Source organism: Aeromonas sp. R7-1, from assembly GCF_040908115.1.
Lineage (GTDB): Bacteria > Pseudomonadota > Gammaproteobacteria > Enterobacterales > Aeromonadaceae > Aeromonas > Aeromonas caviae.
Map to the genome: position 1 here is coordinate 11,943 of NZ_JBFODD010000057.1, position 23,075 is coordinate 35,017.

24 protein-coding genes are annotated in these 23,075 nt (G+C 62.7%); 15 read left to right on the forward strand and 9 right to left on the reverse strand.

Translation table 11 applies throughout. The features are described from left to right. Nucleotides 1-46: 46 nt before the first annotated feature. On the forward strand, nucleotides 47-2,611 hold the full coding sequence (locus tag AB5Y51_RS16730) for a TRAP transporter permease (RefSeq protein ID WP_319893601.1): 2,565 nt from the start codon (nucleotides 47-49) through the stop codon (nucleotides 2,609-2,611). An 88-nt stretch (nucleotides 2,612-2,699) separates the two neighbouring features. Here the strand turns inward: AB5Y51_RS16730 and AB5Y51_RS16735 are convergent, their stop codons facing one another. Continuing rightward, on the reverse strand, nucleotides 2,700-2,858 hold the full coding sequence (locus AB5Y51_RS16735; RefSeq protein WP_005332188.1) for a hypothetical protein: 159 nt from the start codon (nucleotides 2,856-2,858) through the stop codon (nucleotides 2,700-2,702). A 172-nt stretch (nucleotides 2,859-3,030) separates the two neighbouring features. Here AB5Y51_RS16735 and AB5Y51_RS16740 point away from each other — a divergent pair, with 172 nt between their 5' ends. Next, entirely contained in the window at nucleotides 3,031-3,657 is a 627-nt protein-coding gene (locus AB5Y51_RS16740; protein WP_368178759.1) for a lysoplasmalogenase, read from the forward strand. A gap of 60 nt (nucleotides 3,658-3,717) precedes the next feature. Here the strand turns inward: AB5Y51_RS16740 and AB5Y51_RS16745 are convergent, their stop codons facing one another. Together AB5Y51_RS16745 and AB5Y51_RS16750 are read right to left on the reverse strand one after the other, a co-directional pair. Further along, complete coding sequence (locus AB5Y51_RS16745) at nucleotides 3,718-5,271, reverse strand: DHA2 family efflux MFS transporter permease subunit (protein WP_042881900.1); 1,554 nt, start codon at nucleotides 5,269-5,271, stop codon at nucleotides 3,718-3,720. Further along, nucleotides 5,271-6,323, reverse strand: a complete 1,053-nt coding sequence (locus AB5Y51_RS16750) for an HlyD family secretion protein (protein ID WP_368178760.1) — start codon at nucleotides 6,321-6,323, stop codon at nucleotides 5,271-5,273. Before AB5Y51_RS16750 ends, AB5Y51_RS16745 begins: the two co-directional genes overlap by 1 nt. 97 nt (nucleotides 6,324-6,420) lie before the next feature. On the opposite strand from AB5Y51_RS16750, the gene AB5Y51_RS16755 reads away from it, so the two are divergent. Beyond that, complete coding sequence (locus AB5Y51_RS16755; RefSeq protein WP_111896466.1) at nucleotides 6,421-7,323, forward strand: LysR family transcriptional regulator; 903 nt, start codon at nucleotides 6,421-6,423, stop codon at nucleotides 7,321-7,323. A gap of 240 nt (nucleotides 7,324-7,563) precedes the next feature. Then, a complete protein-coding gene (locus tag AB5Y51_RS16760; protein WP_010672587.1) occupies nucleotides 7,564-7,878 on the forward strand; it encodes a DUF2007 domain-containing protein in 315 nt (104 codons plus the stop codon). A gap of 15 nt (nucleotides 7,879-7,893) precedes the next feature. Here the strand turns inward: AB5Y51_RS16760 and AB5Y51_RS16765 are convergent, their stop codons facing one another. After that, entirely contained in the window at nucleotides 7,894-9,177 is a 1,284-nt protein-coding gene (locus tag AB5Y51_RS16765; protein ID WP_041214291.1) for a dicarboxylate/amino acid:cation symporter, read from the reverse strand. A 207-nt stretch (nucleotides 9,178-9,384) separates the two neighbouring features. Here AB5Y51_RS16765 and AB5Y51_RS16770 point away from each other — a divergent pair, with 207 nt between their 5' ends. After that, on the forward strand, nucleotides 9,385-9,630 hold the full coding sequence (locus AB5Y51_RS16770) for a YecH family metal-binding protein (protein ID WP_266142409.1): 246 nt from the start codon (nucleotides 9,385-9,387) through the stop codon (nucleotides 9,628-9,630). 101 nt (nucleotides 9,631-9,731) lie between these two features. Next, nucleotides 9,732-10,331 (forward strand): YhgN family NAAT transporter, encoded by a 600-nt coding sequence (locus tag AB5Y51_RS16775; protein WP_010672590.1) that lies wholly within the window; start codon nucleotides 9,732-9,734, stop codon nucleotides 10,329-10,331. A gap of 59 nt (nucleotides 10,332-10,390) precedes the next feature. Here AB5Y51_RS16775 and AB5Y51_RS16780 read toward each other — a convergent pair whose 3' ends face one another. Continuing rightward, the gene (locus AB5Y51_RS16780; RefSeq protein WP_010672591.1) at nucleotides 10,391-11,368 is read right to left on the reverse strand and encodes a LysR substrate-binding domain-containing protein; all 978 of its coding nucleotides are present in this window, start codon (nucleotides 11,366-11,368) and stop codon (nucleotides 10,391-10,393) included. 292 nt (nucleotides 11,369-11,660) lie between these two features. Between AB5Y51_RS16780 and tatA the strand changes: the two genes are divergently transcribed. The 3 genes from tatA (at nucleotide 11,661) to AB5Y51_RS16795 (ending at nucleotide 13,776) form a co-directional block, all read left to right on the forward strand. Next, entirely contained in the window at nucleotides 11,661-11,825 is a 165-nt protein-coding gene (tatA, locus tag AB5Y51_RS16785) for a twin-arginine translocase TatA/TatE family subunit (RefSeq protein WP_010672592.1), read from the forward strand. 10 nt (nucleotides 11,826-11,835) lie between these two features. Beyond that, nucleotides 11,836-12,138: a YfcZ/YiiS family protein gene (locus AB5Y51_RS16790; protein WP_010672593.1), complete on the forward strand. Its 303-nt coding sequence runs from the start codon at nucleotides 11,836-11,838 to the stop codon at nucleotides 12,136-12,138. 216 nt (nucleotides 12,139-12,354) lie between these two features. After that, nucleotides 12,355-13,776, forward strand: coding sequence for a lytic transglycosylase F (locus AB5Y51_RS16795; protein ID WP_010672594.1), 1,422 nt, complete (start codon nucleotides 12,355-12,357; stop codon nucleotides 13,774-13,776). Nucleotides 13,777-13,781: 5 nt separating this feature from the next. On the opposite strand, the gene AB5Y51_RS16800 is transcribed toward AB5Y51_RS16795, so the two are convergent. Beyond that, nucleotides 13,782-13,943 carry a hypothetical protein gene (locus AB5Y51_RS16800; RefSeq protein WP_368178761.1) on the reverse strand — a complete coding sequence of 54 codons (162 nt, stop codon included), beginning with the start codon at nucleotides 13,941-13,943 and terminating at the stop codon, nucleotides 13,782-13,784. Between the two features lie 75 nt (nucleotides 13,944-14,018). Between AB5Y51_RS16800 and AB5Y51_RS16805 the strand changes: the two genes are divergently transcribed. After that, nucleotides 14,019-15,272 carry a phosphatidylserine/phosphatidylglycerophosphate/cardiolipin synthase family protein gene (locus AB5Y51_RS16805; protein WP_368178762.1) on the forward strand — a complete coding sequence of 418 codons (1,254 nt, stop codon included), beginning with the start codon at nucleotides 14,019-14,021 and terminating at the stop codon, nucleotides 15,270-15,272. A 469-nt stretch (nucleotides 15,273-15,741) separates the two neighbouring features. Here the strand turns inward: AB5Y51_RS16805 and AB5Y51_RS16810 are convergent, their stop codons facing one another. Beyond that, nucleotides 15,742-16,860: a fatty acid desaturase gene (locus tag AB5Y51_RS16810; protein ID WP_226043639.1), complete on the reverse strand. Its 1,119-nt coding sequence runs from the start codon at nucleotides 16,858-16,860 to the stop codon at nucleotides 15,742-15,744. A 149-nt stretch (nucleotides 16,861-17,009) separates the two neighbouring features. On the opposite strand from AB5Y51_RS16810, the gene fabR reads away from it, so the two are divergent. Both fabR and AB5Y51_RS16820 read left to right on the forward strand, forming a co-directional pair. Further along, nucleotides 17,010-17,630: an HTH-type transcriptional repressor FabR gene (fabR, locus tag AB5Y51_RS16815; protein ID WP_010672598.1), complete on the forward strand. Its 621-nt coding sequence runs from the start codon at nucleotides 17,010-17,012 to the stop codon at nucleotides 17,628-17,630. Nucleotides 17,631-17,649: 19 nt separating this feature from the next. Further along, the gene (locus AB5Y51_RS16820; RefSeq protein WP_010672599.1) at nucleotides 17,650-18,015 is read left to right on the forward strand and encodes a YijD family membrane protein; all 366 of its coding nucleotides are present in this window, start codon (nucleotides 17,650-17,652) and stop codon (nucleotides 18,013-18,015) included. A 33-nt stretch (nucleotides 18,016-18,048) separates the two neighbouring features. Here AB5Y51_RS16820 and AB5Y51_RS16825 read toward each other — a convergent pair whose 3' ends face one another. Further along, nucleotides 18,049-18,363, reverse strand: a complete 315-nt coding sequence (locus AB5Y51_RS16825) for a DUF1145 domain-containing protein (RefSeq protein WP_010672600.1) — start codon at nucleotides 18,361-18,363, stop codon at nucleotides 18,049-18,051. Nucleotides 18,364-18,471: 108 nt separating this feature from the next. Then, complete coding sequence (gene rsmD, locus AB5Y51_RS16830) at nucleotides 18,472-19,101, reverse strand: 16S rRNA (guanine(966)-N(2))-methyltransferase RsmD (protein WP_029313522.1); 630 nt, start codon at nucleotides 19,099-19,101, stop codon at nucleotides 18,472-18,474. A 110-nt stretch (nucleotides 19,102-19,211) separates the two neighbouring features. On the opposite strand from rsmD, the gene ftsY reads away from it, so the two are divergent. The 3 genes from ftsY (at nucleotide 19,212) to ftsX (ending at nucleotide 22,819) form a co-directional block, all read left to right on the forward strand. Further along, entirely contained in the window at nucleotides 19,212-20,975 is a 1,764-nt protein-coding gene (ftsY, locus tag AB5Y51_RS16835; RefSeq protein ID WP_336574192.1) for a signal recognition particle-docking protein FtsY, read from the forward strand. Between the two features lie 222 nt (nucleotides 20,976-21,197). Further along, nucleotides 21,198-21,866 (forward strand): cell division ATP-binding protein FtsE, encoded by a 669-nt coding sequence (gene ftsE / locus AB5Y51_RS16840; protein WP_010672603.1) that lies wholly within the window; start codon nucleotides 21,198-21,200, stop codon nucleotides 21,864-21,866. After that, entirely contained in the window at nucleotides 21,866-22,819 is a 954-nt protein-coding gene (gene ftsX, locus AB5Y51_RS16845; RefSeq protein ID WP_029313524.1) for a permease-like cell division protein FtsX, read from the forward strand. Before ftsE ends, ftsX begins: the two co-directional genes overlap by 1 nt. The last annotated feature ends 256 nt before the right edge of the window (nucleotides 22,820-23,075 follow it).

Genomic DNA, 23,075 nt, shown 5'->3' on the forward strand with positions numbered 1-23,075 from the left:
TCGGGGGAGCGAGTCTCATTTATTGCAGTACCTACAGAGTCACACTATGCAGCAAACACAACAACAAGAGGCGTTCTCGGCCGAGGAGCTGATCGCCCAGGACGTCGGCGCCAGGCTGCCCGTCGGCCCCATGAGCTGGATCATCGCGGGTCTTGCGCTGATCTGGTCCCTGTTCCAGCTCTGGATAGCCTCGCCGCTGCCCTTCTCTCTCGGCATCGGCGTCCTCAACGACACTGAAACACGCTCGATTCACCTGGCTTTCGCCATCCTGCTCGCCTACCTGGTGTTCCCCGCCATGCGCAGCTCACCGCGAGACAGGGTTCCCCTTGCCGACATCGCCCTCGGCCTCGTCGGTGCCGCCGTCGCCAGCTATCTGTTCGTGATGTACCAGGAGCTTGCCCAGCGTCCCGGCAACCTGACCACCATGGACTTCGCGGTGGCCTGCGTCGGCATCCCGCTCCTGCTGGAAGCGGCCCGCCGCGCCCTGGGCCCGGCCCTGGCGGTCATCGCCATCGTCTTCCTGGCCTACAGCCTGGCCGGTCCCTGGATGCCTTCCCTGCTGGCCCACCGCGGGGTGAGCCTGCATGCGCTGGCCAACCACCAGTGGATCACCACCGAAGGGGTGTTCGGCATCGCCCTCGGGGTCTCCACCAGCTTCGTCTTCCTGTTCGTGCTGTTTGGCGCCCTGCTCGAGCGTGCCGGTGCGGGCCATTACTTCATCCAGCTCGCCTTCAGCCTGCTGGGTCACCTGCGCGGCGGCCCGGCCAAGGCGGCCGTGGTCGCCTCGGCCCTGACCGGCGTCATCTCCGGCTCCTCCATCGCCAACGTGGTGACCACGGGCACCTTCACCATCCCCATGATGAAACGGGTCGGTTTCTCCAAGGAGAAGGCCGGCGCGGTGGAAGTGGCCTCTTCGGTCAACGGCCAGATCATGCCGCCGGTCATGGGGGCTGCGGCCTTCCTGATGGTGGAGTACGTGGGCATCCCCTATGTGGAGATCATCAAGCACGCCTTCCTGCCGGCGGCCATCTCCTACATCGCCCTGCTCTACATCGTGCACCTCGAGGCGCTCAAGCTCGGGATGCAGCCCATAGGCAACCGTCAGCCGCGCCCCTGGCTGCGTCGCCTGACCGGCTTCGCCTTCGGTGCCGCCCTCATCAGCGGACTCTCCATGGCGGTCTACTACGGTCTGGGCTGGCTCAAGCCGGTACTGGGTGACTATGCCCTGCCGGGGATCAGCGTGCTGCTGGCCGTCGCCTACCTGGGACTGCTGAAGATCGCCGCGAGCAACGCGCCGCTGCCGGCGGAAGACCCGGACAAGCCACTGGACGAGCTGCCCGAGACCCGCGCCGTGCTGCTCTCCGGCCTGCACTTCCTGCTGCCCGTGGTGGTGCTGGTGTGGTGTCTGATGGTGGAGCGCCTCTCCCCCGGCCTGTCGGCCTTCTGGGGGTCGGTGATGCTGATCATCATCCTGCTGACCCAGCGACCGCTGCTGAACTGGCTGCGCACCGACGGCAAGCATGACTACGGCTCCTTCACCGATGGCGTGGTGGACCTGCGCGAGGGGCTGATTGCCGGTGCCCGCAACATGATCGGCATCGGCATTGCCACCGCCACAGCCGGCATCATCGTCGGGGCCGTCTCCCAGACCGGCGTCGGCCTGGTGCTGGCGGATCTGGTGGAGTTCCTCTCCATGGGCAACCTGCTGCTCATGCTGATCCTCACCGCCCTGCTGAGCCTCATCCTCGGCATGGGGCTGCCGACCACTGCCAACTACATCGTGGTATCGAGCCTGCTGGCGCCGGTGATCGTCACCCTGGGTCAGCAGAACGGCCTCATCGTGCCGCTCATCGCGGTGCACCTGTTCGTCTTCTACTTCGGCATCATGGCGGACGTGACCCCGCCGGTGGGGCTGGCCTCGTTCGCCGCGGCCGCCGTCTCCAAGGGCGACCCCATCAAGACCGGGATCACGGCGTTCTACTACAGCCTGCGTACCGCGGCGCTGCCGTTCCTGTTCATCTTCAACACCGATCTGCTGCTCATCAACGTGGACTTCTCCCACGGCGTGCTGATCTTCTTCGTGGCCACCATCGCCATGCTGATCTTCGCTGCCGCCACCCAGGGCTTCTTCCTGGTGAAGAGCCGCTGGTACGAGAGCGTGCTGCTGCTGCTGGTGGCCTTCACCCTGTTCCGTCCTGGCTTCTGGATGGATCTGCTGCACGACCCGTATCGCGACACCGCCCCGGCCGAGCTGGTCCAGACCATGGGTCAGGTGGAGGCCGAGAGCACCCTGCGCCTGCGGATGGAAGGGGAAGATGCGGTGGGCAAGTTGCGCCGCTTCACTGTGTTGCTGCCGGTGCCGGATGGTGCGAGCGGTGAGGATCGTCTGACCAAGCTGGGGATCCAGACCTATGAGCAGGACGGCAAGATCCTGATCGACACCGTCACCTTCGGTAGCCAGGCGGCCGATCTGGGGCTGGAGATGGATCAGCAGATCCTGAGCGTCAAGGCGCCCACCGAGCGCTGGCCCAAGGAGCTGATGTGGCTGCCGGGCTTCCTGCTGTTCGGGGCCGTGGTCTGGCTGCAACGCCGCCGGGTCGCTCGACCCTGATCATCACCCAATAAAAAACGGCGCCTTCGGGCGCCGTTTTTTATGCTGGGCTGTGATGCCGGCCGCTTCGGACCATCAGTCCAGGGCATCAGTTGGACTGGGTCTGCTTCTGTTTTTGCAGTTGGTCGAGGGTCTGCTGCTCCTGCGGGCTGAGGCCAAGCTGCTCGCAGGCCTGTTCAAAGCTGATGCCAAGATGGCACATCATGATATCGATAGCGGGCAGGTAGTTGGTCATAGCGTCTTCCATGGTGATCCTCCAGAACTGTCTCTTATGCCCGAGGGCGGGGATGGGGGCAATTAGACTTTAGGTGTAGGGTGCCATCTGCTTCAGCCTCTGCCACTGGCCGGGGGAATTTGCTACTCTTGCGGGCACTAAAGAGGTTGCCGCCCCAGGGTGAGCAGCCGGTGAGGAGCAGGGCATGTTATTGAGTTTCTTGATCATCGCATCGGGCTGGTGGCACATCCGCGCGGCTTACGGCTCAGACTCCCGTCAGTTCTACATCAGCAAACCCCTGACCATGCTGTTCATCATCGCCCTGGCGTTTGGCTACCAGGGCGACGATCACAACGGCTCCCACGCCTGGATCCTGCTCGGTCTCTGCCTGTCGCTGGCGGGGGACGTGCTGCTGATGCTGCCACGGGATCGCTTCATCCAGGGGCTGGCGGCATTTTTTGTCGCTCACCTCTGCTACATCGTCGGTTTCGCCCAGGGGCCCCTGGTGCTCAAGCTGGTGGACGGCCTGCTGCTTCTGTTGGTGGCCGGCATGGTGTTCGGGCTCCTGTGGGGCCAGCTCGGCGAGATGAGGATCCCCGTCTTCTGCTACATGCTGGTGATCATCGTCATGGCCTGGGTGGCTGCCGGTGCCTGGCATGCCTCTCTCACTGCCGGCAGCGCCGCCGCCCTGGTGGGGGCGCTGATGTTCCTCTTCTCCGACAGCATGCTGGCGCTGGACCGCTTCCGCCGCCCCTTCCCCCATGCCACGGCCTGGATCATGAGCAGCTACTTCGCGGCCCAATTCCTGATCGCCGCCTCCCTGGCGGGCTGACCAGCGGGCAGCCATGAAAAACGGGCCTTCTGGCCCGTTTTGCTATGTGATCCCCACCTTTCACGCCTCGACCGGTTCTGCGTCAGGGGCCCTCGGGGCCGGCTGCTTGAGCAGCAGCATCAGGGCGCTGGCGACGAGCAGGAAGATACCCATCACGTAGAACACCTGGTTGTAGGCCATGATGGCCGCCTCGCGGCTGATGGTGTTCGACAGCATGGCCCGGGCCTGCAACTGGGCCTGCTCCGGCCCGGCTCCCTGGGCCATCATGTTCTGGGCCAGCTGCATCAGATAGGCCTGCCCCTCGATGCTGGTGGCGGCCAGGGTGCTGCCGATCTGGCTGACATGAGTCCGGGTGTCGTTGTCGATCAGGGTGGCGATGATGGCGATGCCGAAGGCGCCCCCCAGGTTGCGCAGCACGTTGAGCAGGGTCGAGGAGGAGGGGATCTCGTCCGGCGTCAGGCTGGCGGTCGCCACCAGGGAGAGGGGCACCATGATGAAGGGCTGCCCCAGGGCCCGCACGATGAGGGACTGGATCAGCTGGGGCCCGGCGTAGTCGGCGTTCATGTTCACGTTCATGAAGCAACTGATGGCGAAGACCAGAAAACCGAAGCTCACCAGATAGCGCGGATCTATCTTGTGGGTCAGCTTGGGCACCAGGGGGAGCACCAGCAACTGGGGCAACCCCATCCACATCAGCACCTCACCGATTTCCAGGGCGTTGTAATTGTGGATCTGGGTCATGTAGAGGGGCAGCACATAGATGGAGCCCATCAACCCCATGCCGAGCACCAGGTAGGCGAAGCAGGCCAGGGCGAAGCGCGGGTTGTGCAGCAGCCGCAGGTTGACCAGGGGGTGGCGGCGCAGCAACTGGCTGATGACGAAGAACACCAGGGCCACCACCGAGATGACGGTGAGCCGCACGATGAAGCTCGAGCCGAACCAGTCCTCCCGGTTGCCCTCTTCCAGCACCACTTCCAACAGGCCGAGACCCACCGCCATGGTGAGGATACCGATGAGATCCACCCGCTTGATCACCTCCCAGTCCACCGGCTTCCTGTCCAGCCCGTGGGCCAGCATGGCCATCACCAGCAGGCCGGGCGGTACGTTCAGATAGAAGATGTAGTGCCAGGACATCTGCTCCGTCAGCCAGCCCCCCAGGGTCGGGCCGATGGCGGGGGCGAAGGTGGCGCACAGGCCGAACAGCGCCATGCCGGTGGCCCGCTTGTGCAGCGGCAGCAGGCTGACGATGAGGGAGAAGGCCATGGGGATCAGGGCCCCGCCGGTGAAGCCCTGCAGCGCCCGAAAGACGATCATGCTGGTGAGGTTCCAGCTGAACGAGCAGAGCACGGAGGCAACGATGAAGGCGCCCGTGGTCCACAGCAGGTAGCGCCGCACGCTCAGTCCCCGGCTCAGCCAGCCGCTCAGCGGAATGGCGATCATCTCCGCCACCAGATAGGAGGTGGAGATCCAGGAGCTCTCGCTCAGGGTGGCCGAGAGTGCCCCCTGAATGTCTTTCAGGGAGGCGTTGGTGATCTGGATGTCGAGGATGGCCATGAAGGCGCCGATGAGGCCCCCCATGACCGCGATCCAGTTGCGGCGTGGTATGGCGTCCATCAGTGGGCGGCCACCACGGAATCAGGGGTGCGGGTGTCGACGATCACCTCGGTGGAGAGGCCGGGCAGCAGCTTGCCCGCCAGGGAGCCCGGATCCGGGATGCGGATCTTGACCGGTACCCGCTGCACGATTTTGGTGAAGTTGCCGGTGGCGTTCTCCGGCGGCAGCAGGGCGAACTTGGCGCCGGTGGCCGGAGAGAGGCTGTCGATGATCCCCTCGACCGGTTGATCCGGATAGGCATCCAGGATCACCTCCACCTTCTGGCCCGGCTGCATGTGCTGCAACTGGGTCTCCTTGAAGTTGGCCTCGACCCACACCTGGCTCAGGGGCACCAGGCTGGCCACCTGCATACCGGACTGGACGTAGAGCCCTTCCCGCAGGCTGCGCTTGCCGATGATGCCGTCAGCCGGGGCTCGCAGCTCGGTGTAGCCGAGTTCCAGCCTGGCCTGTTCGAGCTGGGCCTCGCTCAATGCCAGCCTGGCCTGGTTCTGCTTGGCTTCGGCATCCAGCACCAGCAGCCGCTCGCGGGCGGCCTGCAAGGCGGCTTTGGCCTCCAGTGCCTGGGCCTGGTTGACCTGCAAGCCGGCGCGCACCTCGTCCAGGCTGTCCTGGGAGCTGTAGTGACGCTCATTGAGCTGGCTGACCCGGCGCACCTGCTGCTGGGCCCGGACCTGCTCGGCATTGGCCGAGCTGACTTTTGCCTCGGCCTGGCGGATGAGGCTCAACTGCTGGATACGGGTGGCGGCGAGGTTATCCGCCGTCGCCTGGTTGAGGTGCAGATCGGCCTCGGCCTCCGCCACCTTGGTCCTGTATTCGCGGTCGTCGAGCCGGGCGATGAGCTGGCCGGCCTTCACCGCCTGGTTGTCGGTCACCAGTACTTCGCTGATGTAGCCGGAGAGCTTGGAACCGATGCCGGTCACCTCGCTTTGCAGGTAGGCGTTGTCGGTGCTCTCGAAGTAGCGGCCATGCAGATACCAGTAACCGGCAAACAGCAGGCCGAGCAGGGCCAGCACCAGGGCGGCCAGCAGGGGGATCTTCTTGTGTTGACTCATGATATTGGTTTTCCTGAACTGTGGCGGGCAGGCTAACATCGTGTAACTGTTTCGATTAGTATCCATTCATGAGATATACAGTTTCACTGGTGAAACAATGGACCTGAATGCTGCCTTAATCCTCGTTCGTATTGTCGACAAGGGCTCCTTTACCGCCGCAGCCCAGGAGCTGGGCATGACCAAGGCGACGGTGAGCCGCCGCATCGCCGAGCTGGAGCAGCGTCTCGGCGCGCGGCTGCTCTATCGCTCCACCCGGCAGCTCACCCTGACGGAAGCCGGTGAACAATATTATCTACGCTGCAGCAAGGCGGTGGAGGAGCTGGCCCAGGCCGAGCTGATGCTCAGTGCCAGCCAGCAGGAGGTGACGGGGACCCTCAAGCTGGCGGTGCCCATCGAGACGGGACAGCTGGTGGTGGGCAGGCTGGTGGCGAACTTCCTGCAAGCCTATCCGGGCATGAAGGTGGAGCTGGAGCTGACCAACCGCATCGTGGATCCCATCAGCGAAGGGCTGGATGCCATCGTGCGGGTCGGCGACATGAGCGACTCCAACCTGGCGGCGCGGCGTCTCTGGAGCACCGAGCGGCTGCTGTGTGCCAGCCCGGACTATCTGGTGCGCCACCCGGTGATCCAGAGGCCCGCCGATCTGGTGCATCACGAGCGGATCGCGGTCAGCACGGGGTTCCTCGCCTCGCACTGGTGTTTCGAGCTGGATGATCGTGAAGTGCTGGTGGATCCCCCGTCCCGCTTCCAGGTCAACAACATCACCTGTGCCAGGGAGGCAGCGAAGGCGGGGCTGGGGCTGGCTTCCCTGCCCGCCATGCTGTGCCATGATGAGCTGGCGAACGGGACGCTGGTCTCCTTGCTGCCGGAGTGGCAGCAACCCAGGGTACCCATCTACCTGCTGTTTCCCGAGCGGCGCCTGATGCCGCGCAAGCTGAGGGCATTCATCGATTTTCTGGTGGCCAACGGCCCGGCTTACGGCATCGACAAGCTGCTGTAAGGGTTTCGAGGACAACGTATGGAGCGGTGGATGAATCTGTATCGGGCATCTTGCTCCCGGAAGATGCTCACCCTGGAATGATGGTAGTGCTGGTGATGACGGCACTGGCAAGGGTTTCGAGGACAACGTATGGCGCGGTGGATGAATCTGTATTGGGCATCTCACTCCCGGAAGATCCTCGCCCTGGAATGATGGTAGTGCTGGTGATGACGGCACTGGCAAGGGTTTCGAGGACAACGTATGGATCAGTGGATTAACTTGTATCGCGCCTCTCACTCCCTGGAGGCGCATGCCCTGAAAGGGGCCTTGGAAGTAGAGGGAGTCAGGGTGCGCCTCAGCGGCGAAGGACTCTCCGGCGCGCTCGGGGAGCTGCCGGTGGATCTGCTGCAAGTGACCCTGATGGTGAACGAGCGGGATCGTCAGCGGGCGGGCCGGATCATCGAGCGCTACCAGCAGCGCCAGGGCAACGGCTGGCTGTGCGGCCAGTGCGGGGAGGAGAACGGCGCCAACTTCGATATCTGCTGGCGCTGCCATCACGATCCCCAGGATCATTGAACGCCCTTCACGTCCTCAGCGCAGGGTGAAGTCGATGTCATCCCCCGCATGGGCATCGTGGTAGGTGGCGAGATCCAGCTCCTTCTCGCTGCGGGCGATGAGCACGGAGACCAGGATGTCGCCGGAGACGTTGACCGTGGTGCGCGCCATGTCGAGGATCCGGTCTATGCCGGCGATGAGCGCCACCCCTTCCAGCGGCAGTCCCACGGCAGTGAGGGTCAGGGTCAGCAGCATCAGCCCGGTACCGGGTGTGCCCGCCGTGCCTATGCTGGCCAGCGTGACGATGCTGATGATGGTCAGGTAGTCCACCAGATGCAGATCCACCCCGAAGGCCTGGGCCACGAACAGGGCGGTGACCCCCTGATAGAGGGCGGTTCCATCCATGTTGATGGTGGCGCCGATGGGCAGCACCTTGGCGGTGATGGCGGGGGAGACCCCGAGCCTGCGTTCGGCGCAGGCCAGGCTGATGGGCAGGGTGCTGCTGCTTGAACTGCTGGTGAAGGCCACCGCCTGGGCATCGACGATGCTCTTGAAGTAGTGCAACGGGTTGAGGCGCGCCATCAGGAGCAGCAGGCTGCTGTAGACGCCGAGCACGTGGAGCAGGCAGCCGAGGTAGACGGCGCCGATCACCTTGAGCAGCGGCAACAGCAGGCTGACGCCGTACTTGCCGGTCATCCAGGCCATCAGGGCGCAGACGCCATAGGGGGCCAGGGCCATCACCATCTGGGTCAGCTTGAACATTCCCTCCGCCAATGAGGTGAAGAACAGGATGGCGGGGCGGCCGCGTCGTCCGGTGGCGTTGAGGGCGAGAGCGAGGGCCACGGCGAACACGATCACCTGCAATATCTTGCCATCGCCCATGGCCTGCACCGGGTTGCGCGGCACCAGGTGGCTCAGCACGCTGGCCAGGGTAGGTTGCTGCGCCATGGCGCCCCGTTCATAAGGACCCATATTGGCGCCCATGCCCGGCTCCAGCAGCCAGCCCATCATCAGGCCGATGCAGATGGCGACGGCGGTGGAGCAGAGATAGAAGCCGATGGCCTTGCCGGCGATGCGGTCGAGCCGCTTGCCCTTGAGCAGGGCGGTGAGGCCTGCCAGGACGGAACAGAAGATGAGGGGCACCATCAGCATCTGGATGGTGTTGACGAACAGGACGCCGATGGGCTTGAGCAGCAGGGCCTGCTCGCTGAAGCAGAGCCCCAGACCTATCCCGGTCAGCATGCCGAGCAGAGTCTTCAACCAGAGCGGGCGACGGGTCCAGATCCGCCAGGGTTTGAAGACCAATCCATGGAACAGCATGACGCCAATGTCCTTATTTTCTGTCTGCGGTGGCAAAAGGGGCGACAGTGTAGCCATCCCCCCGTCAGGTTGCCACATTATCGACAAAGCGGCGCTCACGACCAGCCCGCTGGCGTTAAAAAAGGCGTTTTGTTGGCCTATATCAAGAACCCTCTCCGGGCTTCGGGCTTTAATTGTCATCTGACATGATGATTAAAGAGGTTCGAGATGTCCCAATCGATACACGGTCACGAAGTGATGGAGATGATGCTGGAGCAGGAGAGTCCGTTTACCCGGGCCAGCCTCAGGGCGGCGATCGCCTCGCGCTTCGGTACCGAGGCCCGGTTCCACACCTGCAGCGCCAGCGAGATGGACGCCGACGCCCTGATCGACTTCCTGGCCAGGCGCGGCAAGTTCATCGACTCGGAGTCAGGGTTCCAGACCCGCGCCGACAAGATCTGCAACCACGGATGATCGCCAGTGGCGAGCGCGGTGGGGCGCTCGCCGAATCCCGCCACCTTTGTTATATTTCGCCCTCCTTCCCCTCTCGTTGAAAGGTTCTGCCCGGGCGCTCTATGGACACATTCTCCGCTGCCGTCATGCTGTTTCTGATCATGGATCCGCTGGGCAACCTGCCGGTCTTCCTCTCCATCCTGCGCCATGTCGACCCCAAGCGTCGACGCAAGGTAATGCTGCGGGAGCTGTTGTTTTCACTGGTGATCATGATGGGCTTCCTGTTCGCCGGTCAGCAGATCCTGAGCTTCCTCAACCTGCGTCAGGAGGCGGTCAGCATCGCGGGGGGCATCATCCTCTTCCTCATCGCCATCAAGATGATCTTCCCGAGCCCCGGTGGCGTGACCGGGCTGGCGGCGGGGGAGGAGCCCTTCCTGGTGCCCATGGCCATCCCCATGATTGCGGGCCCCTCCATCCTGGCTTCCCTGCTGCTTCTGGCTAACCAGGAGCCGACCCGGATGGTGGACTGGTCATTGGCCCTGCTGATGGCCTGGGGGGCCAGCGCCGTGATCCTGATGTTCTACGAGCTGTTCAACAAGCTGCTGGGTGAGCGAGGACTCACGGCGGTGGAGCGGCTGATGGGCATGCTGCTGGTGATGATCTCGGTGCAGATGCTGTTGGACGGGGTGCACCACTATCTGGCGGTGACGGGTCAGAACTGACGGGGCGAATGCTGATGTCAACGTGAAACGGGGCTTCTTGAGCCCCGTTTTTTTGCGCGTCAGGCAGCAGCGGCCGGGCCGTCCGCCGAGGTTTCCAGCTTGCCCATGATGAGAGCGAGCAGGGTCTCCCGCAGCCAGCGATGGCCCGGATCCTCCTCGTGGCGCTGATGCCAGATGAGCAGGTGGGAGATGCTGTCCAGGGCGATGGGCAGCGGCAGCGGCACCAGGGGATAGACCTGGGTGGCGTGGCGGGCATAGAGCCTGGAGAGGGTCACTATCATGTCCGAGTGCATGCCCATGCGCAGGGCCGCCTCGAAGGAGGGCACGGTCGCCTCGATCCGGCGATAGAGATCCTGCTCCGCCAGCTTGTGATCCAGCATCCAGCGATCCCGCCCCTCGCAGTAGGTCTGCACATGGGGGTAGGCGAGGTAGCGGGCGAGATCCCACTCGGGCTCCTGCAAGGCAGGGTGATCCCGTTGCACCAGGCAGGTGAGATCGTCGATGGTGAGCAACCGCTGGCAGATGGCGTTGGGCAGGGTGTCGAGGCGAAAATCCGAATTGATGCAGTTCTCCCGCACCGTGAAGGCGATATCCACCTGGCCCTGGCTCATCTCGGTCAGGCTGTGCTCGGTCCACTCCTCGTAGCGCAGGCGGATGCCGGGGGCCTGACGCTTCAGTTCGCTCAGGTAGAGGGGGGCAAACAGGGTGAAGGCGCTGTCCATGCTGGCGATGACGAACTCCCGCTCCGTGCTGGCGGGATCGAAGTCCGGCGGCTGGATCAGGTTGTCCAGGGAGAGCAGTATGGGCTGCAGTTGCTGCTGGAGATCCAGGGCGCGCGGAGTGGGATCCATCCCGTAGGCCGAGCGCACGAACAGGGGATCGTCAAAGGTCTCCCGCAACCGTCCGAGGGCCTTGCTGACGGCGGACTGGCTCAGGTGCAAACGGCGTGCAGCCCGGCTGCCGTTGCGCTCTTCCAGCAAGACTTGCAGGATTATCAACAAATTAAGGTCTATGCGTGCAAGCTGTTCCAGCAACATGATATGAATCCTCTTCAATTCCTAGATGAATATATACCATTTGTTTTCATATCTTGGCGATCCTATGCTCGACGGGTCTCTCGCCCTGGTGGCGGCTGGTACAGGATGTAGCGGTTGAGGGGACAAGTAGCACCGACTCATACGGCGGCCCATGGTCGCCGTATTTTTTTGCGCCTCGTCGCCGTTTTTGCGCGATTTTTTCGCCAACTTGCACCTGCCTTGATTTTGCCCAACAATCGATACGCTTTCTTTTGATACAACCTCCAGGTATCTAACAGTCAGGAGTCTCCCTATGGGACTGGGTGGCATTCATATCTGGCATCTGCTGATCCTGCTCGTGGTCGTCGTCGTGGTGTTTGGCAGCAAACGCCTGGCTGGCGCCGGTGAGGATCTGGGCACTGCCATCAGGGATTTTCGCAACGCCTTGCGCGACGATGACAATATCCGGAATAAGTAGGAGTGAACGTATGTCTGTAGACGAGAAAGTGGAACTGAACGAGACCTGTGACAGTTGCGGCTGTTTCGCCGAAATTGGCACCATCATCGGCGAAGGTGACGACGTCATGGAGCTGGTGATCGAGGCTGCTGCAGAAGCCGACGCCCGCGAGAAATTTGCGGCTTACGAGGCGCTGGCCAAGCAGGTCACTGCCGAAGCCAAAAGCAGCAGCGAGCTGAGCCGGGGCCCGGATGGCGTGATCCTGAAGGCCCGCCTGCAATTCACCTGCACCGCCGAGAAGCTGATCTTCGAGATGCGCGCCCGCTCCCTCTGAGATCGTGATGACACGGCAGGCTTGCCTGCCGTCTTGCTCTGCCCCTCGCTTTTTCCCTCCCTTTGCGTTGTATAGTGAGTTATCCCACGGACGATCCGTTTTCCGTCCGGCATGCGCCGATCGGCAGAAGATCCCGCGACGCCCCATGACTTGGCGCAGGCGCCTTCTCTGACAGACCCGACGGTGCGCACCGGCCCACAGCGAGGTGGTTAAATCATGATGCGGCGATGGATCTGGGCCCTGCTGGCTCTCTGCTCTCTCCCTCTGCTGGCGGCGGATCTCAAGCCGCAGTTGCTGCCCCAGGCCGGTGATCTCGAACACATCCTGCAAAAAAAAGAGCTCAGGGCCCTGGTGGTCTATGAGCGGGGGTTTTTCTTTTTCGACAAGGGAGCCCAGTACGGCATCCTGGTCAATCAGCTTCAGGGATTCGAGCGCTGGTTGAACCAGACCTACCTGGCCAAGGAGAAGCTCAAGCTCAAGATCATTTATATCCCGGTGCGCCAGGACAAGCTGCTGGACTATCTGGCCGAGGGGCGCGGGGATCTGGTGGCCGCCAACCTGACGGTCACCCCCACCCGGCGCGAGCAGGTGACCTTCTCCCAGCCGCTGATCGCCCCCATTGAGGAGTGGGTGGTGAGCCAGCGGGAGCTCCCTGCCTTCAATCGCATCACCCAGCTGTCCGGCCGGCGGATCTGGGTGCGAGCCAGCTCCAGTTATTTCGAGAGCCTGCACCAGCTCAACTGGCTGTTTCGGGAGCTGGGGTTGCCCCCGGTCTACATCGAGACGGTTCCCGAATACCTGCAGGACGGGGACCTGCTTGAGATGGTGTCAGCCGGGATCATTCCGCTGACGGTCACCGACAGCTTCAAGGGGCGGATCTGGCTCGACATGATTGGCGGCCTCAAGGCCCACAGGCTGATACCGCTGCGGGACAAGGGGCGAAGCGCCTGGGCCCTGCGCAACAACAGCCCGGAGCTGCTCAAGGCGGTGAACGCCTACATCTCGGAGTCGAGCAAGCGGACCCTCTACAGTGACATGACATTGCGCCGCCTGCTGGCGCAAAGCGACCGCATGAGCAACATACTGGCGCCGGACCCGCTGGGGCGCCTGTCGACCATTCGCAAGGTACTGGAGGCCCAGGCGGACAAGTATCAGCTGGACTGGCTGATGCTGGCCGCGCTGGCTTACAAGGAGTCGGGGCTCAATCCCAATGTCGGCTCTCACCGGGGGGCCGTCGGCATCATGCAACTGCTGCCGAGTACCGGCAAGGAGGTGGGGATCCGAGGCGCCAGACTCACCAGTCTGGAGGGCAATGTGGAGGCGGCCTGTCGCTACATGCGGCTCATCCTGGACACCTACTTCAATGATCCCGGGATGGACAGGCTCAATCGCCATCTGTTCGCCCTGGCCGCCTACAATGCGGGTCCGAACCGTGTCCAGGCATTGCAGGCCAAGGCGGCCGATAAGGGGCTGGATCCGAACGTCTGGTTCGGCAACGTGGAGCAGCTGGTGGCCAACGACGTGGGCCAGGGGCCCATCAACTACGTTGGCACCATCTACAAATACTACGTGGCCTACCGTTTCAGCCTGCCCCAGCTGGAGGGCAAGTCAGAGGCCATCGAGGCGGTGCAGCCCTGAGCCTGTCAATGCTGGCCGAGGAGGGGATCCTCGTGATGCTGCGCAAGGGGTTCCCAGCCCAGATCCCGGTGCTGCTGGTACCAGGGCATCAACAGCCTGGCCGGGGTGGGATCCGGTTGGCTGGCATGAGGTCTCTGACTGAGGGAGGGGTGGTCGCGCAGTTCCATCATCGGCTCCTTGACACTGGGCTATCGGGGCGGTTGTCTGGGTTATGCCACCACCAGATGACAGGGAGATGACCCTTGATCCCCGCCGAGTTTGCCTTGCTCGCCGATCCCGGCGCCGCCCTGAAAGCCCGATGCCAGTTGATCCGCCAGGCTCGCCACCGGATCCTCGCCCAGTATTACAGCTGGGAAGAGGACGGCAGCGGCAAGCTGCTGCTGGCGGAGCTGGTGCGGGCGGCCAGGCGCGGAGTGGTAGTGCAACTGCTCATCGACGATCTCTACGGCGGGGAGAACCGCTTTCTGGAGGCGGTGGCGGCGGAACCGGGCATCGAGGTGCGCCTGTTCAACCCCTTCTGGCTGCGGGGCTGGCGTCCCCTTACCTTGCTGCTGGAAGGGCTGCTGAGCTTTCGCCGCATCAACCACCGGATGCACAACAAGCTGCTGCTGGTGGATGGCAGCCAGGCGGTGATCGGCGGGCGCAACATCGGTGATCGTTACTTCGGGCTGGGGATGCCGCCTCACTTCATCGACCTGGATCTGCTCTGCCGCGGCCCCCTCTGTCAGCAGGCCGAGCAGGGGTTCGCGCTGTTCTGGCACAGTCGCTGGAGCCACCCGGTCCGTCGCCTGTTGAGACGCCCCTTGCTGCCAGCCGAAACCCGGGCCCTGAACGACTTCCTGCTGACCCTGACCGACCCCGCCATGGCGGCCGCCTATGATCTGCCGGCCACTCTGTTTGATGAGTGCCCCGTTCCCCTTTGCTGGCATCCCGGGCGAGGGCAGTGCTGGTTCGATCGCCCCGGCAAGGGGCTGGTCGCCCGGCCGACCACGGCGCCCCTGCTGGGACGCATGCTGGCGAGCAATCAGGGGGCCCTGAGGTTGGTGAGCCCTTACCTGATCCTGACTCGGGGGCTGCGTCGCCGGCTCAAGGGGCAGCGACGGCAGGGGGTCGACATCGAGATCCTGACCAACTCCCTGGCCAGCACGGACGTGCCCCTGGTCTATGGCGCCTATCGACGTCACCGTCCCTGGCTCGAGCATCAGGGGATCACCCTGTTCGAGCTGACGACGGAGGCGTTCAGTCTGCATGCCAAGCTGATCCTGATGGGGAAGGAGGAGGCGCTGCTCGGCAGTTTCAACCTGGATCCCCGCTCCCTGATGCTCAACACCGAGCTGATGCTGCACCTCCATAGCCCGACGCTGTGCGACGAGTTGCAGCAACTCATCGATGGCTGGTTGCAGCAGGCCGTGCACCCGGTGGTGGCGTCCCCCTCTGCATGGCGGCGCCTGCTGGCGCAATTGAGCGATTGGTTACCTTTGCATCGTTGGTTGTGAGTGGGATCCGCCTTGTGCGAGATCTCGCAAAGCCTTGTGCGCCTTCGAGGATAACGTTTGCCATCCAAATACGGGACTGGATTGCATCGTATTGTTTTTTATCGATTTATATTAAGAGCGCAGTAACAATCCAGGGGCCTCTACTGCATAGAGGTGCGTGTAGAACGGTTTTTTATTTTATTTAACTGCGTAGTATCTCGAGTGCAAGGACAAACACGGCGGCTGGTCTGCCGTGTGGGTGACGGCAACAGGGGAAATGGGCCAACCGGATTGCTCCGGCAGGCGAGGCGGATCGGGAGCGGAAACCCGTGATGCCAGACAGACCCCCGTGGTTGCGGGAGCCCAATATGGAACATGCTATTTGCGAGGGGGTGACATGCGAATGTTGCCCCATTTTTTTATGCCCGCCGTCCGTTTGCCCAATCAAAAAGACCGCCTGCTGGCGGTCTTTTGCGTGATGTCTCGGCGATCAGGCGAGGCCCGCCAGCAGACGACTCCAGTTGCGCTTGGCAACGAGGAAACCGTCTCGCAACGTGCGGTACTCCAGTTGCAGCCTGAGCCTGTCGTAGCGTGCGAGGGCTGTGCGCTTGCGCTGCTCCAGCAGTGACTTGCGGCTGGCATAGTAGTGCTGGATCTGCAGGCTCAGCTTGTCGTACTCCTCCTGCAGCAGTGCCTGCCAGCGTTCCCTGTCATCCTGCTTGTGCACTCTGGCCTGGGCGCGCTTGAGCTGCATCTCCAGCCTGGCCTGTTCGATGCGTTCCTCCGGGCAGGATCTCAGGTCTTTGGCGAGCCCGCACCAGGCGGCGGTGCGGATCAGCCACTTGGTGGGGTCGAACTGCCACCACTGAATGCCGTTGCGGTAGTCGTTCTCGAACAGGTGATGGAAGTTGTGATAGCCCTCGCCAAAGGTGAAGAAGGCCAGGATGCCGTTGTCCCGGGCGCTGTTGCGATCCGTGAACGGTTGGCTGCCCCAGATGTGGGCCAGGGAGTTGATGAAGAAGGTGGTGTGATGGGTCATCACCATGCGCAGCACCCCGGCCAGCAGCATCATGCCGAGCAGATCCCCGTGCAAGAGGCCGAGCAGCAGCGGAATGCCGATGTTGGTGACCAGAGCCAGGGTCAGATAGTGCCTGTGCTGGAAGGCGACCACGGGGTTGTTTTGCAGGTCGCGCACATTGCTGTAGTCGTGGTAGGTATCGCGCTGGTATTCCCGCAGCATCCAGCCGATGTGGGAGTACCAGAAGCCGCGACCCGCACTGTAGGGATCCTTCTGGTTATCATCCACGTGGCGGTGGTGGCGGCGATGATCCGAGGACCAGTGCAGCGCCGAGTTTTGCAGGGCTAGCGCGCCTCCGATGGCGAAGATCCATTGCAGGGCCGGGTGCGCCTTGTAGGCCTTGTGGGACCAGAGCCTGTGGTAGCCGGCGGTGATGGAGATGCCGCAATAGCAGAACAGCAGCAGGAAGCAGAGCCACTGCCAGAGGTCGTAGCCCTGGCTCAGTCCATACCAGGGGACCGCTATCAGTGCCGTCAGCCCGGAGAGGGCGAACAGCAGGGTGTTGGTCATGATGATCGGGGGGCGGTCCATTTCACTCGGCTCCTTTCAGCGAACAGCTGTTCACTATTCTCCATTGAGCCGGAATGCGGGTCAATGGTAAAAAAGTCGGAGACAAACCTGATCCCGGCCCCGCCTTCGGGTTATCATCTGGCCTCGCTAATCTCAAGGTGACTGTTTTCGTGGGTATTCGCGCGCAACAAAAAGAAAAAACCCGGCGTACGCTGATCGAGGCGGCGTTCAGTCAACTCTGCGCCAACCGCAGTTTCTCCAACCTCAGCCTGCGGGAAGTGGCCAGAGAGGCGGGCATAGCGCCGACCTCCTTCTATCGCCACTTTCGGGACATGGAAGAGCTGGGGCTGACGCTGGTGGACGAGGGAGGGCTGACCCTGCGCCAACTGATGCGCCAGGCGCGCCAGCGCATTGCCGGTGGTGGCAGCGTCATCAGCACCTCGGTGCAGACCTTCATGGAATTCGTCGAAAACAACCCGAACATCTTCCGGCTGCTGCTGCGCGAGCGCTCCGGCACCTCGGCTGCATTCCGTCAGGCGGTGGCCCGGGAGATCCAGCACTTCATCGCCGAGCTGACCGATTATCTGGAAGCCACCACGCAGGCGCCACGGGAAGAGGCCTATATCCAGGCCGAGGCCATGGTGACCATCGTCTTCAGCGCCGGTGCAGACGCCCTCGACATGACCCCGGAAGAGTGCAAGGCACTGTCGGAGCGCACCATCAGCCAGCTGCGGATGATCGCCATGGGCGCCGAGGTGCAGAACCGCAAGCGCCACGAATCTCTCACATAACGCAAGGATGGACAGCCTCATGCATGAACCGAACGCGATTCCGAAGAAGCCCCTGGTGCTGGCCCTGCTGATCGGTATCTGTGGCGATGCCTTCCTGTCGGCCTTGACGGAGTCGGTCGTCCCCTTCTCCTTCTACCCCCTCATCGCCCTGTTGCTGGCGGCCAGCCAGCTCTATCAGCACTATCGCCATGAGCCCATGGTGGGCAACACACCCAGTTGCATCCTGCTCTGCTTCTTTATCGGCGTGTTCGGCCATTCTGCCCTGGTCAAGGTGCAGTACCCCGAGCTTGGCAGCAACTTCTTCTCCCTCATTGCCATGCTGCTGCTGCTCGCCGCCCTTTCCATCAAGCTGGGAATCAGCCTCGGAAAAACGCAGAAGGAGTGACGAATCACTCCTTCTGGTCGGGCTGGGGGTGGCCTAGTCGGCCCTGGGGGGAGTCTCTCCCTTCTTCCTGGCGTCTATGATGGCCTGCAGCTTGGTGCGGATATCCATCATGCCGAACACCCCGAAGATCAGCACCTGGGTGAATTCGAGACGAGTGACCGCGAAGTAGGGTTTGCATGCCGCCTTGATCATGCTGGCCTGTACCCAGTGCATCAATATCACGATGACGCCGCACACCGGCAGAAAGCCGTTCAGTTTGCCCGGCAGGGTGCCCAGCAGGGCGAGTGCCACACCGAACCAGAAGAACAGCAGCACCCCCATCGCCAACAGATTAAACACCCGCTTCATCGTTTACCTCCCGTACATAGAGTTGATAGCAGGCCTGATGTGATCGACCTGCTTGTCCTTGAGCCGTTGTCCAAATTGACGGAGAAGGGGACTGTGCCCATCTCCCCTTTAAACAGCAGCGTCATGCTTGGTGTCCCGCAGATAGAGCTGATAGCAGACCTGACCAGCCTGCTTGTCCTTGAGTAGTTTCCAGCTGGCGGGCAGCGCCAGATCGGCCATCTCTTTTTCCCGCTCCAGATAGATGAGGGCATCGGATGCCAGCCAGCCGCGCTGCTCGAGCAGCTCGCACACCTGGGGCAGCAGCTCGCGACGAAACGGTGGGTCCAGAAAGACCAGGTCGAAGGGGGTGGCCGGGCCTTGCAGCCAGCTCACGGCATCGGCCTGGATCACCTGCCCCTGGCTGCTGCCCAGGGTCGTCAGGTTCTTCTTGAGCTGGTCGGCGGCGCCTCTGTCCATCTCGATCAGGGTGACCTGTTCGGCATAGCGGGACAAGGCTTCCAGCCCCAGCCCGCCGCTGCCGGCGAACAGATCCAGGCAGCGGGTACCGCGCACGTGGGGAGCCAGCCAGTTGAAGATGGTCTCCTTGACGCGATCCGTGGTGGGTCTGAGCCCTTCCACATCCCTGACGGGGAGTTTGCGCCCCTTCCATTGGCCGCTGATGATTCGTACCACGCCCGCTCGCCCCTGAGGGGCCGGGCTCTTGCTCGGGCTGTTACGGCTGGATTTCACTCTGGGCATCGCGTTTCGTCGTCAGAAAATAAAGTGATAGTATAAGGCGGTTCATTTTTATGCCGACCCGCCGAGGGACGGCTATCTTAGCAGTCAGCCTTTGATGTGAGTATTTTTAGATGGCAAAAGGTTTGTTTTCCTGGCTGGGTTTCGGCCGCAAGAAAGAAGAGGCTGAGGCCGTTCCATCGCAGGCGCCCGACGCTACCCCGGCGGTAGTCGAGTCGCAGGCCGCCGCTGTTCCCGCGCCTGTCGCCGATGTTGCCCCGGCTGATGCCCCCGCCGCCAAGCCCGAAGCGCCGCTGAGCGGCCCTGACGAAGGCCCCCTGGTTGTGGAAGAGCCGGAGGGCGAGCTTGAGCCCGTCATCGTCAATGAGGCCTTGATCGCCACCGAAGCTCAGGTCGCAGACGACGCCATTTTTGCCGCCAAAACCCGCGCTGCGGAAGAGGCTCGCATTGCCGCCGAGGCTCGCGCCGCAGAAGAAGCCCGTGTTGCCGCCGAGGATCGCGCCGCAGAAGAAGCCCGTATTGCCGCCGAGGCTCGCGCTGCAGAAGAGGCCCGTATTGCCGCCGAAGCTCGCGCCGCAGAAGAAGCCCGTATTGCCGCCGAGGCTCGTGCCGCAGAAGAAGCCCGTCTTGCCGCCGAGGCCCGCGCTGCGGAAGAGGCTCGCATCGCTGCCGAAGCCCGCGCCGCAGAAGAAGCCCGTATTGCTGCCGAGGCCCGCGCTGCGGAAGAGGCTCGCATCGCTGCCGAAGCCCTTGCCGCGGAAGAAGCCCGTATTGCCGCCGAGGCTCGCGCCGCAGAAGAAGCCCGTATTGCCGCCGAAGCTCAGGCTGCCGAGGAAGCCCGTGTCGCCAAAGAGGCCCAACGAGCGGAAGATTTGCGTCTGGTCGCCGCGATGGAGGCTGAGGCCGCTGCCCTGGCCGCCAAGGTGGACGACGACACTCAGGAGAAGCCGCAGCGGGAGGGCTTCTTTGCCCGCCTCAAACGCAGCCTGGTGCGTACCAGGGAGAATATCGGCTCCGGTTTCTTCGGCCTGTTCAGCGGCAAGAAGATCGATGACGATCTGTTCGAAGAGCTGGAGACCCAGCTGCTGACCGCCGATCTTGGCGTCGACACCACCACCCGCATCATCGAGGGGCTGGTACAGCACGCGGATCGCAAGCAGCTCAAGGACGCCGAGGCGCTCTACGGTCTGCTCAAACAGGACATGGGCGAGATGCTGGCCAAGGTCGAGCAGCCCCTGGTGATCGACACCAGCAAGAAGCCTTACGTCATCCTGATGGTCGGCGTGAACGGCGTCGGCAAAACCACCACCATCGGCAAACTGGCCAAACAGTTCCAGGCCGAGGGCAAGAGCGTGATGCTGGCCGCTGGCGATACCTTCCGTGCTGCGGCGGTCGAGCAGCTGCAGGTGTGGGGTCAGCGCAACAACATTCCGGTGATTGCCCAGCACACTGGTGCCGACTCCGCCTCCGTCATCTATGACGCCATCGAGGCTGCCCGCTCCCGCGGGGCTGACGTGCTGATCGCTGATACCGCCGGCCGCCTGCAGAACAAGAGCAACCTGATGGAGGAGCTCAAGAAGGTGGTGCGGGTGATGAAGAAGCTGGACGATGCGGCGCCCCACGAGATCATGCTGACTCTGGACGCAGGCACCGGCCAGAACGCATTGAGCCAGGCCAAGCTGTTCAGCGAGGCGGTGGGCCTGACCGGCATCACCCTCACCAAGCTGGACGGCACTGCCAAGGGGGGGGTCATCTTCGCGGTGGCCGACAAGTTCCAGATCCCGATCCGCTACATCGGGGTGGGCGAGGGGATCGACGATCTGCGCCCGTTCGTCGCCAACGACTTCATCGAGGCGCTCTTCAGCCGCGAAGAATAAATCCGGCCGACATGAGTCGGCCCGGCCGTGACGAGCACGTGTTCCATACCCCGACTCCGGTCGGGGTATGTCACTATGAGAGCGCAGGTATGGCTCATCCGGGCAAGGATGACATGCGGCATGGTTGCGACCGGTGTTGTCATCCAGGTGTTGTGCCGGTACGGGGGAGTGAGCGCCCCATGCTTTATCCCGGTCGGGGTTTGTCAATCTCAGGGAACCGTTATGATTCGTTTTGACAAGGTCAGCAAGGTCTACAGTGGCGGTCATCAAGCGCTGCAAAAGGTCAGTTTTCACCTGCGCAAGGGGGAGATGGCCTTCCTGACCGGCCATTCGGGGGCGGGCAAGAGTACCCTCCTCAAGCTCATCAGCGTGATGGAACGGCCGACCGACGGCCGCGTCTTCTTCCACGGCGATGACGTCAGCCACATCCAGCGCAGTCAGATCCCCTACGTGCGCCGCCAGATCGGCATGATCTTCCAGGATCACCGCCTGTTGATGGATCGTACCGTGTTCGACAACGTCGCCCTGCCCCTGGTGATCGATGGCTACAGCCATGGGGACATCAACAAGCGGGTGGCGGCGGCGCTGGACAAGGTCGGGCTGCTCGGCAAGGAGCGCTACCAGCCGCGCATGCTCTCCGGTGGTGAGCAGCAACGGGTCGGCATCGCCCGCGCCATCGTCAACAAGCCGCCCCTGCTGCTGGCGGACGAGCCGACCGGCAACCTGGATCCCCAACTTTCCATGGACATCATGCGCCTGTTCGAGGAGTTCAACCGCTTCGGCGTCTCCGTGCTGATTGCCACTCACGATCTGGGGCTGATCGCCCGGATGCGCTACCGCACCCTGACCCTCAAGGCGGGTCGCATGTATTCGTCCGGGGAGGATCGCTGATGGCTATTGTTCGTCATAAACAGCCGCCGTTGCGTCGCTTGATGATGTATGGGGTGGATCACGTGCGCCAGGCCTTTGCCAGCCTGGGTGAGCTGTGGCGCAACCCGCTCGCCTCCCTGATGACCCTGGCGGTGCTTGGCGTGAGTCTGGCGCTGCCTTCCTGTTTCCACGTATTGCTGAAGAATGCCGAAGTGGTAGAGGGGAGCTGGCAGACCAGCTCCCAGATCTCTCTCTATCTGCGCAAGGATCTGCCGGAGCAGAGCATCCTCGACATGAAGCAGCGGATCCTGCTCTATCCGGAGGTGGAGTCCGTCACTTATATGAACCGTGACGAGGCGCTCAGGGAATTTCGGGAGATCTCCGGTTTCGGTGATGCCCTGGATTATCTGGACAGCAACCCGCTGCCGCCGGTGCTGAGCGTGATCCCGGATCCGCGCTGGCAGAATCCGGAAGGGGCCGCCGAGCTGCTCGCCAAGCTGGAGAACGAGCCCGGTATCGAGCAGGGCAAGCTGGATCTGCAGTGGTTGACCCGGTTGCAGGGGATCATGAACCTGCTGCGCCACACCATTACAGGTATCGCGGTGTTGCTGCTCTCCGCCGTGTTGCTGATCGTGGGCAACACCCTGCGCCTGAACATCCTGAACCAGCGTTCCGAGATTGAAGTGCTCAAGCTGGTGGGCGCGACTGATGCCTTCATCCACCGTCCCTTCCTCTATACGGGCATCTGGTTCGGGGTCATCGGCGGCATGCTGGCCTGGTGGCTGACCGAGGTGATGGTGATCTGGAGCGAGGGGGTGGTGAAGGAGCTGGCGGGGCTCTACAACAGCAACTTCCGTCTGGTGGGGATGGGGGCGTTCGACGGCTTCAATCTCATACTGCTGGGCGCCCTGCTGGGGTTGATCGCCTCCTGGTTCTCGGTGCACAGGCACATTCGCGACATAGAACCGTCCTGATTAATTTGTCAGCATTTTAAAGCGCTGGATTTTGCGAACTGGATCAAGTAAAAGAGTGGCCCGTTTCTGGCACGGGCCACTTTCTCAGAGTAATCTGAATGGTGTCTGCGCCGAGGATCATATGTGGATCCTCTGAACCTTTTGATTTATCAATGGTCTATTGACTGCAGCAGAATGAATACGGGTATGGCCCCTATGCCTTGCTCGTCTGACTTGGCAAGCATGTGAAGGTTGCGAGCTCCGCAACAATGGACTT

Coding starts and splice junctions, on each gene's coding strand:
- tatA (WP_010672592.1), top strand. CDS start 11,661: ATGGGACTGGGTGGCATTCATATCTGGCATCTGCTGATCCTGCTCGTG.
- AB5Y51_RS16765 (WP_041214291.1), bottom strand. CDS start 9,177: ATGCTGTTCCATGGATTGGTCTTCAAACCCTGGCGGATCTGGACCCGT.
- AB5Y51_RS16740 (WP_368178759.1), top strand. CDS start 3,031: ATGTTATTGAGTTTCTTGATCATCGCATCGGGCTGGTGGCACATCCGC.
- rsmD (WP_029313522.1), bottom strand. CDS start 19,101: ATGCCCAGAGTGAAATCCAGCCGTAACAGCCCGAGCAAGAGCCCGGCC.
- ftsY (WP_336574192.1), top strand. CDS start 19,212: ATGGCAAAAGGTTTGTTTTCCTGGCTGGGTTTCGGCCGCAAGAAAGAA.
- AB5Y51_RS16755 (WP_111896466.1), top strand. CDS start 6,421: ATGGACCTGAATGCTGCCTTAATCCTCGTTCGTATTGTCGACAAGGGC.
- AB5Y51_RS16735 (WP_005332188.1), bottom strand. CDS start 2,858: ATGGAAGACGCTATGACCAACTACCTGCCCGCTATCGATATCATGATG.
- AB5Y51_RS16770 (WP_266142409.1), top strand. CDS start 9,385: ATGTCCCAATCGATACACGGTCACGAAGTGATGGAGATGATGCTGGAG.
- AB5Y51_RS16800 (WP_368178761.1), bottom strand. CDS start 13,943: ATGGAACTGCGCGACCACCCCTCCCTCAGTCAGAGACCTCATGCCAGC.
- ftsE (WP_010672603.1), top strand. CDS start 21,198: ATGATTCGTTTTGACAAGGTCAGCAAGGTCTACAGTGGCGGTCATCAA.
- AB5Y51_RS16790 (WP_010672593.1), top strand. CDS start 11,836: ATGTCTGTAGACGAGAAAGTGGAACTGAACGAGACCTGTGACAGTTGC.
- ftsX (WP_029313524.1), top strand. CDS start 21,866: ATGGCTATTGTTCGTCATAAACAGCCGCCGTTGCGTCGCTTGATGATG.
- AB5Y51_RS16825 (WP_010672600.1), bottom strand. CDS start 18,363: ATGAAGCGGGTGTTTAATCTGTTGGCGATGGGGGTGCTGCTGTTCTTC.
- AB5Y51_RS16820 (WP_010672599.1), top strand. CDS start 17,650: ATGCATGAACCGAACGCGATTCCGAAGAAGCCCCTGGTGCTGGCCCTG.
- AB5Y51_RS16795 (WP_010672594.1), top strand. CDS start 12,355: ATGATGCGGCGATGGATCTGGGCCCTGCTGGCTCTCTGCTCTCTCCCT.
- AB5Y51_RS16745 (WP_042881900.1), bottom strand. CDS start 5,271: ATGGACGCCATACCACGCCGCAACTGGATCGCGGTCATGGGGGGCCTC.
- AB5Y51_RS16730 (WP_319893601.1), top strand. CDS start 47: ATGCAGCAAACACAACAACAAGAGGCGTTCTCGGCCGAGGAGCTGATC.
- AB5Y51_RS16810 (WP_226043639.1), bottom strand. CDS start 16,860: ATGGACCGCCCCCCGATCATCATGACCAACACCCTGCTGTTCGCCCTC.
- AB5Y51_RS16760 (WP_010672587.1), top strand. CDS start 7,564: ATGGATCAGTGGATTAACTTGTATCGCGCCTCTCACTCCCTGGAGGCG.
- AB5Y51_RS16750 (WP_368178760.1), bottom strand. CDS start 6,323: ATGAGTCAACACAAGAAGATCCCCCTGCTGGCCGCCCTGGTGCTGGCC.
- AB5Y51_RS16775 (WP_010672590.1), top strand. CDS start 9,732: ATGGACACATTCTCCGCTGCCGTCATGCTGTTTCTGATCATGGATCCG.
- AB5Y51_RS16780 (WP_010672591.1), bottom strand. CDS start 11,368: ATGTTGCTGGAACAGCTTGCACGCATAGACCTTAATTTGTTGATAATC.